General features: G+C 40.6%; 11 protein-coding genes. 6 read left to right on the forward strand and 5 right to left on the reverse strand.

What is annotated here, in order from left to right; translation table 11 throughout:
* The 3 genes from V7121_RS13065 to V7121_RS13075 all read left to right on the forward strand — a co-directional run bounded on the left by V7121_RS13065 (window position 1) and on the right by V7121_RS13075 (window position 4,129).
* The gene (locus V7121_RS13065) at window positions 1-1,554 is read left to right on the forward strand and encodes an acyl-CoA carboxylase subunit beta (RefSeq protein ID WP_335496173.1); all 1,554 of its coding nucleotides are present in this window, start codon (window positions 1-3) and stop codon (window positions 1,552-1,554) included.
* Between the two features lie 96 nt (window positions 1,555-1,650).
* The gene (locus V7121_RS13070) at window positions 1,651-2,772 is read left to right on the forward strand and encodes a tripeptidase T (RefSeq protein WP_335496170.1); all 1,122 of its coding nucleotides are present in this window, start codon (window positions 1,651-1,653) and stop codon (window positions 2,770-2,772) included.
* A gap of 79 nt (window positions 2,773-2,851) precedes the next feature.
* Entirely contained in the window at window positions 2,852-4,129 is a 1,278-nt protein-coding gene (locus V7121_RS13075; protein WP_335496167.1) for a DNA polymerase IV, read from the forward strand.
* Window positions 4,130-4,172: 43 nt separating this feature from the next.
* Here V7121_RS13075 and zwf read toward each other — a convergent pair whose 3' ends face one another.
* On the reverse strand, window positions 4,173-5,642 hold the full coding sequence (gene zwf, locus V7121_RS13080) for a glucose-6-phosphate dehydrogenase (protein ID WP_335496754.1): 1,470 nt from the start codon (window positions 5,640-5,642) through the stop codon (window positions 4,173-4,175).
* A gap of 280 nt (window positions 5,643-5,922) precedes the next feature.
* On the opposite strand from zwf, the gene rnz reads away from it, so the two are divergent.
* Window positions 5,923-6,849, forward strand: a complete 927-nt coding sequence (gene rnz, locus V7121_RS13085) for a ribonuclease Z (RefSeq protein WP_335546776.1) — start codon at window positions 5,923-5,925, stop codon at window positions 6,847-6,849.
* A gap of 62 nt (window positions 6,850-6,911) precedes the next feature.
* On the opposite strand, the gene namA is transcribed toward rnz, so the two are convergent.
* From namA to proC, 3 genes are all read right to left on the reverse strand, one after another.
* The gene (gene namA, locus V7121_RS13090) at window positions 6,912-7,931 is read right to left on the reverse strand and encodes an NADPH dehydrogenase NamA (protein WP_335546778.1); all 1,020 of its coding nucleotides are present in this window, start codon (window positions 7,929-7,931) and stop codon (window positions 6,912-6,914) included.
* Window positions 7,932-8,008: 77 nt separating this feature from the next.
* Window positions 8,009-9,148 (reverse strand): glycosyltransferase, encoded by a 1,140-nt coding sequence (locus V7121_RS13095; protein WP_335496162.1) that lies wholly within the window; start codon window positions 9,146-9,148, stop codon window positions 8,009-8,011.
* Window positions 9,149-9,207: 59 nt separating this feature from the next.
* Window positions 9,208-10,053 carry a pyrroline-5-carboxylate reductase gene (proC, locus tag V7121_RS13100; protein ID WP_335496160.1) on the reverse strand — a complete coding sequence of 282 codons (846 nt, stop codon included), beginning with the start codon at window positions 10,051-10,053 and terminating at the stop codon, window positions 9,208-9,210.
* Window positions 10,054-10,271: 218 nt separating this feature from the next.
* Between proC and V7121_RS13105 the strand changes: the two genes are divergently transcribed.
* Together V7121_RS13105 and V7121_RS13110 are read left to right on the forward strand one after the other, a co-directional pair.
* Window positions 10,272-11,234 (forward strand): MBL fold metallo-hydrolase, encoded by a 963-nt coding sequence (locus tag V7121_RS13105; RefSeq protein WP_335496158.1) that lies wholly within the window; start codon window positions 10,272-10,274, stop codon window positions 11,232-11,234.
* Window positions 11,235-11,264: 30 nt separating this feature from the next.
* Window positions 11,265-12,062, forward strand: a complete 798-nt coding sequence (locus tag V7121_RS13110; RefSeq protein ID WP_335496156.1) for an SDR family NAD(P)-dependent oxidoreductase — start codon at window positions 11,265-11,267, stop codon at window positions 12,060-12,062.
* Window positions 12,063-12,110: 48 nt separating this feature from the next.
* Here V7121_RS13110 and V7121_RS13115 read toward each other — a convergent pair whose 3' ends face one another.
* Window positions 12,111-12,302, reverse strand: a complete 192-nt coding sequence (locus V7121_RS13115; RefSeq protein WP_335496154.1) for a YqzH family protein — start codon at window positions 12,300-12,302, stop codon at window positions 12,111-12,113.
* Window positions 12,303-12,448: the final 146 nt, after the last annotated feature.

A 12,448-nucleotide genomic window follows, 5' to 3' on the forward strand; every position in this document is an offset into this window, starting at 1 on the left:
ATGATAGATATATTTGAAAAAATAAATGAGTTGTATGATAAACGCCGTGAGGTTGAGATGGGTGGCGGTGATGAGCGAATTGAGAAGCAACATGCTAAAGGAAAGTTGACTGCCCGAGAAAGAATTGATCTTTTGGTCGACAAAGGTACTTTCTTTGAACTCAACCCTTTTATAGAGCATCGTACCAATGATTTTGGTCTCGATGAGCAAAAGGGTCCTGGTGACGGAGTGGTCACAGGTTATGGAAAAGTAAATGGCCGTCCAATTTATCTTTTTTCGCAGGATTTTACGGTTTTTGGTGGTGCACTAGGGGAAATGCATGCTAAAAAAATTGCAAATGTGATGGATTTAGCAGCGAAAAATGGAGCGCCATTTGTCGGTCTAAATGATTCGGGTGGGGCACGGATTCAAGAAGGTGTTGTATCCTTGGATGGATATGGTCATATATTTTATCGAAATGCGATTTATTCGGGTGTTATTCCGCAAATCTCAGTCATTTTAGGTCCATGTGCGGGGGGAGCTGTCTATTCACCGGCGATTACTGATTTTGTGTTTATGGTGGAAAAGACGAGTCAAATGTTTATTACTGGTCCAAAAGTAATTGAAACGGTGACTGGTGAGAAGATTTCCGCAGAGGAATTGGGCGGTGCGAATGTACATAGCTCTATTAGTGGAAATGCCCATTTTCACGCTGATTCCGAAGAAGAGGTGTTAGAAAACGTCCGCAGATTGTTAAGTTATCTGCCGCAGAATAATGAAGAAAGGGCGCCAATGGTAGAAGTAGACGAGGAAGACGAAGATTATCGCCCTGATTTAATGGATGTTATTCCATTTGATACGGTTCGGCCCTATGATGTCCGCAAAGTCATCGAGCAAGTAGTAGACGAGAAGTCTTTCATGGAAATCCAAAGAGATTTTGCTAGAAATATTGTTGTTGGATTTGCTCGAATCAAGGGTGAATCAGTAGGTCTTGTCTGTAATCAGCCCAAAGTAATGGCTGGCGGCTTAGACATCGACTCCTCTGACAAAGCTGCCCGATTTATCCGAACCTGTGATTCTTTTAATATCCCAATTATCACCTTTGAGGATGTGACAGGGTTCTTCCCTGGGGTCAAGCAGGAACACGGCGGTATCATTCGCCACGGGGCAAAAATATTATTCGCCTATTCCGAGGCAACCGTCCCAAAATTAACGGTTATTTTAAGAAAAGCCTACGGCGGTGCCTATGTTGCGTTAAATAGTAAGTCAATTGGTGCCGATTTGGTATTCGCATGGCCGAATGCAGAAATTGCTGTTATGGGTCCACAAGGTGCCGCTAATATCATTTTTGCTAGGGAAATTAACAATAGTGACAATCCGGAACTGACAAGACAGCAAAAAATCGATGAGTATCGTGAGAAGTTTGCCAATCCATATGTTGCTGCAAGCAGGGGGATGGTTGATGATGTCATCGACCCCCGCGAAACTAGAATGAAGATTGTCCAAGGCTTAGAAATGCTTAGAAACAAAAAAGAGTCCCGACCATATAAAAAGCATGGAAATATACCACTATAATAATTTCAAATTGCCTTCCGACTCTTTCAATTTGATGATGTTCTTTAGAAAGAGGTATACTAGTATAGTGAGTACATAATTGGAGGGTTCAATATAATGGTTAATCAAGAACGTCTTTTGAACGAATTTTTAGAACTAGTGCAAATTGACTCAGAAACAAAATTCGAGACTGAAATTGCGAAGGTATTAAAACAAAAATTTACTGAGCTTGGTCTTGAAGTTTTTGAAGATGATACAACTGCTATTACTGGTCATGGTGCGGGTAATTTAGTCTGTACACTTGCGGCAACTAAAGAGGGGATTGACCCGATTTATTTTACCTGTCATATGGATACTGTTACACCGGCAAAAGGGGTAAAACCGTCCATTAAGGATGGATATGTTGTGACTGATGGTACAACAATCTTAGGTGCGGATGATAAAACCGGTATATCTGTCATGCTTGAAACCATCCGTCAATTAAAAGAACAAAATCTCCCACATGGTTTGATTCAATTCGTCATTACGGTTGGGGAAGAGTCCGGACTTGTCGGTGCAAAAGCACTTGATTCTTCATTGATGAAAGCAAAATATGGTTATGCTCTTGATAGTGATGGCTTAGTGGGGAATATTGTCGTTGCAGCCCCAACCCAAGCGAAGGTGAAAGCTATTATTTACGGCAAAACAGCTCATGCTGGTGTAGCTCCGGAAAAAGGGGTTTCCGCAATTACCATTGCAGCCAAATCAATTGCAAAAATGCCGTTGGGACGAATTGACCACGAAACGACTGCCAACATTGGCCGCTTTGAAGGTGGTCAGGCAACAAATATCGTGTGTGACCGTGTCGATATTTTAGCTGAAGCCCGTTCATTGATCCCTGAAAAGATGCAAGCTCAGGTGAACAAAATGAAGGAAGCCTTTGAAACTGTTGCAGCAGCTATGGGCGGCAGAGCCGAAGTAGATGTGCAAGTCATGTATCCAGGCTTTAAGTTTGGGGAAGGCGACCATGTCGTTGAGGTGGCTCGTAAGGCTGCTGCAAAAATTGGGCGCAGCTGTGAACTTCAGCATAGCGGTGGCGGAAGCGATGCTAACGTATTTGCAGGGTTTAATATTCCAACAGTTAACCTTGCTGTTGGCTATGAAGAAATTCATACTACAAATGAACGCATGCCTGTGGAAGAATTGTATAAATTAGCCGAAATGACACTTGCGATTATCGCTGAAGTGGCAAATCAATAATCTAATGGAAGGAGAACCTAACTGTCGGTTCTCCTTTTTGTTATACTAAAGAAAAAATGTATTAAGGAAGTGCCGCAGCATGAAGGAAATGTACCCCAAAAACGGAAGAGTCATTTTACATGTGGATATGAATAGCTTTTACGCGTCTGTCGAAATGGCATATGATCCTAACCTTAAGGGGAAACCGCTCGCGATTGCTGGAAATGTAGAGGAGCGCAGAGGGATTATAGTTACCTGCAATTACGAAGCAAGAAAATTTGGTGTCAAAACAACGATGGCACTTTGGGAGGCGCGGAAGCTTTGTCCGCAGTTAATCGTCATGAAACCAAATTTTGAGCGGTATCGTTCTGTTTCCATAGCTATGTTTGAAATTCTTAGGCACTACACAGAGCTTGTAGAACCTGTATCGATTGATGAGGGATACTTAGATATAACCCAAAGTTTTGAGTACGGAAGCCCGATTGAAATTGCTGAAAGTATTCAAAAAAGGATTTTAGAACAACTTGATATACCATGCAGCATAGGGATTGCTCCGAATAAATTTTTGGCAAAAACAGCTTCAGACATGAAAAAGCCGATGGGGATTACCATTCTTCGGAAGCGTGATATACCCAAAATTCTTTGGCCTTTAAATACAGGCGAAATGCATGGTGTTGGTAAAAAGACAGCCGAAAAATTACAAACGATTGAAATTTATACAATTGGTGAATTAGCAAAAGGCAATGAGATTCAACTAAAAACCCTGCTAGGCATTAATGGAATTCGATTAAAAGAACGAGCCAATGGGATAGACCATCGCCCAGTTGACCCAGAATCAATTGAGGATTTTAAGAGCATCGGCAATTCAACAACTCTTCCTAGGGATGTTAGTAATCAACAAGAGCTCTTTCGTGTGTTAACGTCATTAGCGGAAACTGTTTCAGTTAGGCTGAAACGTAAGAATGTCCTTGCTGGAACTCTTGGAGTAACTATCCGCTATAAGGACCGAAAAACCATTACCAGGAGTAAAAAACTTCCTAACCCAATCAATCATAAGGATGACATTTCTTCTTTTGCGGAGCAAATCTTTCTAAAGGCTTGGACTGGTGACGCTGTCCGCTTGTTAGGGATTACAGGTACAGATTTAATGGATTTTGACCATGCCTATAAGCAATTAGATTTGTTTTCCTTTGAAAAAGACGCGAAAAAGGAACCGTTACTTAATACACTCTCCATTCTTCGTGCAAAATATGGTAAAAAAATTATTGAAAATGCAGCCGGACATCAAGCTCCTTCCGACAATAATATCGGTACAGGGACGAGCTTTAATAAAGATTTTCTACGGGACTTTCCCCATAAAAATAATCAAACAGACTAAAAGCACCACTTTGTATTGATTAACAAAGTGGTGCTTTTTGATTTTACTTGCAAATATCTACTTCTAAATCAGAAACCGGCCACCAGAAGGAGCCATCCTTTTCCAATAGTTCTTCCGCTTCTTTGGGACCCATTGTCCCTGACTGATAATTGGGGAAGTTATCAGCCTTCGTGTTTTCCCATACCGCGGAAATTTTATCAACAAAGCTCCAGGAATAGGCGACCTCATCCCAATGCGTGAAATTAGTAGCATCCCCTCGCATACAATCCAAAAGAAGTTTTTCGTAGCCTTCTGGAGTGTTCATCGCATGGATGCCAGTATTGGCGAAGCTAAGTTTTACTTCTTGCGCATCCAAATGCCCGCCCGCTTTCTTGGCGTTTAGGTGAAGGGTAATTCCCTCCTCTGGTTGAATATGAATCACAAGGAGGTTCGGATTTAACATCTTGTCAGTCTGGTAATATAAATTCATTGGAATATCTTTAAATTGAACCACAATTTTTGTTGATTTTGTTGACATTCTTTTCCCTGTCCGAATATAAAAAGGAACACCCGCCCAACGGAAATTATCAATCATGATCTTTCCGGCAACAAAGGTTTCAGTATTTGATTCTTTGTCCACCATTTGTTCATCGCGATAGGCAGGAACCTGGACATCCTGAACCGTTCCTTCACCGTACTGACCGCGGACAAAATAATTATTTACTTTATCTCCTTCAATCGATCGAAGCGCACGGAATACACGAACCTTTTCAGAACGAATTTCATCGGTGGAAAGGTTAATAGGTGGTTCCATTGCAAGCAATGCTACCATTTGCAGCATATGGTTTTGCAGCATATCTCTTAGGGCGCCGCTTGTTTCATAATAACGTCCGCGTTCTTCAACACCGAGTATTTCACTTGAGGTGATTTGAATATTCGAGATATAGCGGTTATTCCAAAGCGGCTCAAAAATAGCATTGGCGAAACGGATTACCTCGATGTTTCTCACCATTTCTTTTCCTAAATAATGATCGATACGGTAAACTTCTTTTTCTTTAAACGCACTTCTAATTTGCTTATTTAGCTCGATTGCGGATGGTAAGTCATGTCCGAAGGGCTTCTCAATTACAAGTCGTTTATAGCCTTTTACTTCCGTCAGTTTATCTGATTTTAAGTGTAAGGCAATCGTTCCAAAAAACTCAGGGGCCATGGCGAGATAAAAAATACGGTTGCCTTCCAATTGATAATTTCCATCAATTTCATCTGCTAAAGTTTTTAACAAGGCATAAGAATGGGAATCTGAAACATCATGGGATTGATAGTAAAAATGGGAGACAAATTCATCAATCTTGTCTTTTTTACCTAAGGCAGATAAGACTGAGTCTTTTACTGAATGTTGAAACTCATCCTTAGTAAGGGATCTTCTTGCCACCCCAATAACCGCAAATTTATTTAATTTACCTTTCTCAAATAACCGGTAGAGGGAAGGAAACAACTTCCGTTTAGCTAAATCACCAGTCGCACCAAAAATCATAATTAATGAAGTTACGTTTCCAGTTTGCGTCAAATTAAAGACCTCTTTTCTGTTTATGTAAAAATGCCTGAAACTTTAAGTTCACATTGTTTGATTTTATCTCATTCTGTTAGACTTCGCAAAAATAATACAATGCAGTATTTAATTTCTTTTATTTTTCACATAATAATCCCTGATATTCACTACATAAATTAGCCCACCTTTACGAGAAATTGATTTCTTTTTGTGCTATATTGACAATATTAGATATAAGGAATGGAATTGAGAGGAGCATTTATTTGTGGATATATTTTTCCTAGGAACTGGGGCCGGAATGCCGGCAAAACTCCGCAATGTGACGTCAATCGCATTGAAATTGCTTGAGGAGCGGGGGGGAGTTTGGTTATTTGATGCTGGAGAGGCTACGCAGCATCAAATCTTACATACTTCGCTAAAACCACGGCGAATTGAAAAAATTTTTATTACCCACCTACATGGTGATCACATTTACGGTCTGCCAGGATTATTATCAAGCCGTTCTTTCCAGGGGGGGGAATCGGAGGTGACGGTTTATGGGCCGAAGGGAATAAAAGAGTATATACACACCAGCCTCTCATTAAGCCAGACCTATTTGAAATACCCTCTGACTGTAAATGAAGTTGACGAAGGGGTTATCTTTGAAGATGATCAGTTTAAGGTAGAAACGCTCAGACTGGATCACGGTATTCCTTCCTATGGATACCGTATTATCGAAAAGGACAGGCCGGGAACCTTGCTTGCTGAGAAGTTGAAGGATGCGGGTGTTGCGCCAGGGCCGATTTTCAGAAAAATAAAAAATGGTGAAGCCGTAATACTTGAAGACGGCAGGACAATAAATCCAACGGAGTTTCTTGGACCCACACAGAAGGGGAGAATTGTGACGATATTAGGTGACACCCGTTACTGTGAAAATGCGATTTCTTTGGCTAATAATGCCGATTTTTTGGTACATGAAGCGACTTTTTCTGCTAATGAAGAAAAACTAGCCCATGACTATTTTCATTCGACCACACATCAAGCCGCACAAGTCGCAAAGATAGCTGGTTGTAAGCAATTGTGTCTGACTCACATTAGTTCTCGCTACGATCGAAAGGACTGGTTAGAATTAGTAGATGAGGCGAAGGGGATATTTCCAAATACAGATATTGCCGAGGATTTTAAAGAAATAAATATCCCGCTTAAGCATTAACTAGGGAACTTGAATGCAGTTTAAAATGAAGAGAGGATGTCAATTGACATCCTCTCTATATATTATAACCAGCCGCGTTCGTATTGTTTCGGTCCCGCAATTTGCACACCTAGTTCTTTTGCTGCAGTTCGCGGCCAATAGGGATCGCGTAGCAGTTCACGTGCTAAGAAGATTAAATCCGCTCTTTCATTTTGTAAAATTTCTTCCGCATGGATTGGCGAAGTAATTAAGCCTACCGCACCTGTTGGGATGTTAGCACCATTTTTAATGGTTTCGGAGTATTTTACTTGGTAGCCAGGATATACGTCAATATGGGCAGGGATAACCCCACCAGAACTTACATCGATTAAATCGACACCCTGTTCTTTCATCCATTGACTATATGTTATGTAATCATTTGGCGTTAACCCTTCTTCGTGGTAATCATGTGCAGAAACTCTCACAAATAATGGACCTTCCCAGACGGTTTTGATTGCATCAATCACTTCGCGGAGGATTCTGTAGCGGTTCTCAGGTGATCCACCGTATTCATCGGTTCTTTTATTGGTAAGAGGTGAAAGGAATTCATTGATGAGATACCCATGCGCACCATGAACTTCAATTACGTCAAAACCAGCCTTTGCTGCTCGTTCTGCCCCTTCTTTAAAGGCTTCTACTGTATCTTTAATATCTGTTTTTGACATTTCCTTTGGTGTTTTCATGTCTCTATTAAAAGCTAGTGCAGACGGAGCATGAATTTCTCCATCTAATTGGGCTTTTCGACCAGCATGGGCGAGTTGAATCCCTGTCTTTGCCCCATGCTCCTTCATTAAGCCCACAAGCTCTTGAAAGCCTTCAATATGCTCATCACTCCAAATCCCTAAATCTTGTGTTGAAATTCTGCCTTGCGATGTTACTGCTGTTGCTTCAACAATGAGCAGTCCCACGTGACCGACGGCTCTGCTTGTGTAGTGGGTACGATGCCAGTTTTGAACATGGCCATCTTCGTTATGACTGGAATACATGCACATGGGTGCCATTACAATCCGATTTTTAAGCGTAACCCCCTTGATTGTATAAGGGGAAAATAGTTTTGATACCATTTTAGAAGCCTCCTGAATCCAATATATTCTCCTTTTCTAATATAGCAAAAAGGATCGATTAATGAAAAAACAAGCTTCTAGTCTTTTTCTCTGAGTTCACTTAATTTATAGGTAGTCCCTCTCCAGACAATTCCACCGCGCTTAAAGGTTAACAGACTTGCCCGAATGATCGAATAAATAAACAGTAAGGCAGTGATGGGAAAAACCAAAAACATCATCGGGGAAAATAAGGTTAATTTTTTTATGACAATCACATAAAGAATCCCACTAAGGACTATATTTCCGAAGGATAACAATGCAATCGTTTTGTTCCCTGAAAAAATCATGATAAAGGGCAGAACGTTTGTGATAAAAACTCCTAAGACCGAAAAGATCACCATGCTTATTCGGTAGTGTAAGCCAGCAAAAGTATTTTTTTCCAGTCCTACTAAAGCCTCTCTTAGACTTCCATACCATTCCACTTCTATTAGCTGTAGGGCGGTGACAATTCTCTGTCTGTAGCCTGCTTTTTTCATTTTCATCCCTAGCTGCAAGTCATCATCTGGGCGCATTTTTATTCTTTCATGTGTTCCAAAAGATTCATAAGCTTCTTTTAAAACAAGATTAAAGGCACCGATGCCTGTTCCGATCTTTGATTTGGGGTTATTGGCCAGCCAAGGACGTTTGAAATATGAAAAGCCAAATAGGAAAAAGGCAACAAATGATTTGAGCCAAAACCGGTGCGCACTTAAGTTTGGCGCAGCGGTTAGGTGGTCCAACTGATGTCTTTCAAAATAATGAAGGGCTTTGGCGAAAGCATGTTTATCATATTTAACATCAGCATCAGTAAATAATATCCATTTACCTGAGGCTATGAGCGTACCCTTGTATAGGGCGTTATTTTTTCCAAGCCATCCGGCTGGTAATGTTTCGATATGGATTACTTTAATACGAGGATCTGTTTTTGTTAGTTCTTCCATGATTGTTCCAGTAGTATCAGTGGAACGATCATTAACAAGGATCCATTCCACGTTTTTATAGGTCTGTTCCAATTGACTGAGGATACTTGTGCTGATTTGTTTTTCCTCATTCCGAGCCGCGACTACTACGGATAATAATGACCCACTCTCTAAATCTTCTTCTTTTTCCAGCGGGTCGATTTTGTGCAATCCAATCAGACCGTCTAATAGAAAAATACTCCATACTAGAATACCTAAAGAAAATAAGATCGTTAGCATACCTGACACTTCCCTAGCCTTTTTCCCTTAGTGTAAAGGAAGAAAGGCAAAAATCAAACTCAAGAAGGCTGATCTGCTATTTGAAGCTTGGAACTTAATTCGGCCCCCATTTTTTTTGATTGAGCCGTGGCTGCTTTGATACAAGATATGAATGCTTGTTGGACCCTATGTTCTTCAAGCACTTTAATCCCAGCCTCAGTTGTCCCTCCAGGACTTGTAACCTCTTTGCGCAGCTGGGTAGAGGACTTACTTGAGTTTTTCACCATTTCCGCAGCACCAAGGAGTGTTTGGACAATCAGTGCACTGGCCATTTCTTTTTCCAGACCCACTTCAACGGCACTTTTCTCCATGGCTTCAATTAGATAATAAATATAGGCGGGACCGCTCCCCGAAAGTCCAGTAACAGCATCTAATTGCTCTTCTTCGACAAATGATGCCAAGCCAACGGTATCAAAAAGATTTTTGGTTGTTTCTAGCTGCTGCTTAGTAACTCGATGGTTGACGGCAACAGCGGTTGCCGATTTTCCAACAGCGGCGGAAGTATTTGGCATGGATCGCACAATCGCTAATGGTATTCGTGCTAATGTTTCAATTGTTTCCATGGACACCCCGGCTAGGACAGAGACGACGAGCATTTGCTCTGTTAAATGTTCGCGAATCGATTGAATGGCAGTCGCGACGTCCTTTGGTTTCATGGCTAACATCACAATGTCTGCTTGATCAAACAGTTCATTCAAATGATAAGTCGTTCGAATTCCATAACGAGTTTCTAAGTTAGCTAATCTTTTTTGATTAGAATTATTTGTAATCCAGATATTTTTTTTATCAATAAACCCATTTTCGAGAATTCCTGAAATGAATGCCTCAGCCATCGATCCTGCACCAATAATTGCGATTTTTTTCATGAATGTTCCTCCCTTATTTTGCAGATTATGCAAGATCCCAACCTATCTGTCAAGAAATAAATTCATTGAATTTTTTATTTTTTCTAAAAAATTATGCGGTTATAATGACATTTGGTTAAAAAATCGCTACACTTTAGTATATATAATGAATGTCACATAATGTTCATATCTATATCAATGAATTCTTTATTTGAAAATAATGATAAGGGGATTTAGGAATGACAAAATGGAAAGACGGAATAGCAAAAATTACAGTGCCAACTCCTTTCGCTGTCGGGGATGTCAATGTGTATTTAATAAAAGGCGAACGCTTAACTCTTGTTGACGCTGGAGTGAAAACAAAGGAGTCTTGGGGGTCCTTTAAGGAACAAATTGGGGAGTTAGGCTTGAGTCCTGCCGATATTGAACAGGTGATTTTAACACATCATCATCCTGATCATGTTGGGATGCTTGACTTTTTTTCGGAGTCCTTAGAAGTATATGGTCATTATCTAAATGAACGTTGGATTCATCAAACAGAAGCTTTTTTTCAAGAACAAGAAGAATTTTTCCGTGTGCATTTTCTAGAGTTTGGTCTGCCTGAGGAATTTATCCCATTGCTATCGGAGCTAAGAAAAACCTTAAAGTATTCTTGTAACCGTTCGTTGTCTGGACATCTTATTGAAGGAATGAGACCTCCTGGGCTAAACGATTGGCAGGTTATTGAAACTCCGGGTCATGCCCAAAGTCAAATTGCCCTTTTTCGAGAAAAAGATGGAATTTTAATTGGCGGAGATTTGATTTTAGCACATATTTCACCCAATCCATTGCTTGAACCGCCAGCCCCTGGTGAAACGGAAAGACCAAAGCCTCAGCTTCAGCATAATGACTCGATGAAGAAGCTGCTATCGTATCCGATTCAATGTGTTTACACCGGGCATGGTGAAGAAGTCTACAAATTAGCAGAGTTGATTGATAAACGATTGATACGCCAACATGAGCGGGCCATGACAGTCCATAGCTGGTTAAGAGAAGAAGAGCTGACTGTTTTTGAAATTTGTAAACGCCTGTTCCCTTCGGTTTATCGACGCCAATTGATGTTGACTATATCAGAAACCGTCGCTCAGCTTGACTATTTATCATCTATCGGGGAGATTATTAGTAAGGGGACAAATCCCGTTCTTTATCAGGCTAAACTTTAGCATTGGAATCAACTCAGATGAGGTGTAGAAATGGTTAGGGAACAATTAAAAGGTAAAAATATCGTGATTACTGGTGCATCAGGAGGTATTGGAGCGGAAATCGCCAAGCTTTGTGCTTCTAGCGGGGCCAATCTTGTTTTATTAGCCCGAAGTATTGGTAAGCTCGAGCAATTGCGAAGGGATCTCCTGCAAACGCATCCCGTTAAAGTCGATGTTTATCAGTTGGATGTATCGGATACAGGTCAGGTGGAGAAGGTTTTTCAACGGATTTTCGATACCATCGGGGATATTGATATCCTCGTCAATAATGCCGGCTTTGGAATTTTTCGTGAAGCCCACTTGGCGACATTGGACGAAATCAAGGGAATGTTTGATGTGAATGTGGTTGGTCTTATGGCCTGCACAAGTATGGTGCTCCCGAAAATGCGCGAACGGCGGTTTGGTCATATTATTAATATTGCCTCACAGGCTGGGAAAATTGCCACGCCCAAATCGAGTGTTTATTCTGCTTCGAAGCATGCCGTTCTTGGGTACACAAATTCTTTGCGAATGGAGCTTGCCGATTATAATGTCCAGGTGACTTCGGTAAACCCTGGACCAATCGCTACCAACTTTTTTAATATTGCCGACGAAAAAGGCACCTATGTTAAAAATGTACAGAGATTTATGCTTAAGCCTGAGTATGTCGCCGGGAAAGTCGTTGACAGTATGCTGACGAAAACAAGGGAGATTAATTTGCCGCGCTGGATGAACATGGGGAGCGTTGTATATGTTCTTTTTCCTCGGCTGTTTGAGCGGATTGGCAGGCGGGCATTTAATCAAAAATAAGCCAATTGTTAAGCCTCTGTTTCAGGGGCTTTTGTTTTGGAATTTTCATTAGCCTGTTAAAAATTCATAGACTGTATCATTAACCACCTCATATAAATCTGCAGTAGGTTCATCCTCTTTCAATTGGAGAATTCGATTCGTAAGTTCCTCTAGTTCTTTGTCGCCAATCGGATTGGCATCCTCTTTATAATACTGTTTAAAACAATTTTTTATCATTTTCACCACTAGTTTTTTATCCATAAACATGCACCTCACACACATTATACTCTTTTTTATTAAGTTTTTATAAACGAAAAAATGCCAAAAAATTTCCATTGAATACGAACGCATATTCGCTTATGATAATGAATATATTAAAAAGGAACGAATGTTCGATATTTAAGTTG

The organism is Neobacillus drentensis, assembly GCF_036962125.1.
GTDB classification, from domain to species: domain Bacteria; phylum Bacillota; class Bacilli; order Bacillales; family Cytobacillaceae; genus Neobacillus; species Neobacillus drentensis_B.

Bases quoted from the DNA above. Each gene is read 5' to 3' on its own strand.
- V7121_RS13070 (WP_335496170.1), top strand. From the start codon at position 1,651: ATGGTTAATCAAGAACGTCTTTTGAACGAATTTTTAGAACTAGTGCAA.
- V7121_RS13065 (WP_335496173.1), top strand. From the start codon at position 1: ATGATAGATATATTTGAAAAAATAAATGAGTTGTATGATAAACGCCGT.
- V7121_RS13110 (WP_335496156.1), top strand. From the start codon at position 11,265: ATGGTTAGGGAACAATTAAAAGGTAAAAATATCGTGATTACTGGTGCA.
- V7121_RS13075 (WP_335496167.1), top strand. From the start codon at position 2,852: ATGAAGGAAATGTACCCCAAAAACGGAAGAGTCATTTTACATGTGGAT.
- proC (WP_335496160.1), bottom strand. From the start codon at position 10,053: ATGAAAAAAATCGCAATTATTGGTGCAGGATCGATGGCTGAGGCATTC.
- V7121_RS13105 (WP_335496158.1), top strand. From the start codon at position 10,272: ATGACAAAATGGAAAGACGGAATAGCAAAAATTACAGTGCCAACTCCT.
- namA (WP_335546778.1), bottom strand. From the start codon at position 7,931: ATGGTATCAAAACTATTTTCCCCTTATACAATCAAGGGGGTTACGCTT.
- V7121_RS13095 (WP_335496162.1), bottom strand. From the start codon at position 9,148: ATGCTAACGATCTTATTTTCTTTAGGTATTCTAGTATGGAGTATTTTT.
- zwf (WP_335496754.1), bottom strand. From the start codon at position 5,642: ATGATTTTTGGTGCGACTGGTGATTTAGCTAAACGGAAGTTGTTTCCT.
- V7121_RS13115 (WP_335496154.1), bottom strand. From the start codon at position 12,302: ATGGATAAAAAACTAGTGGTGAAAATGATAAAAAATTGTTTTAAACAG.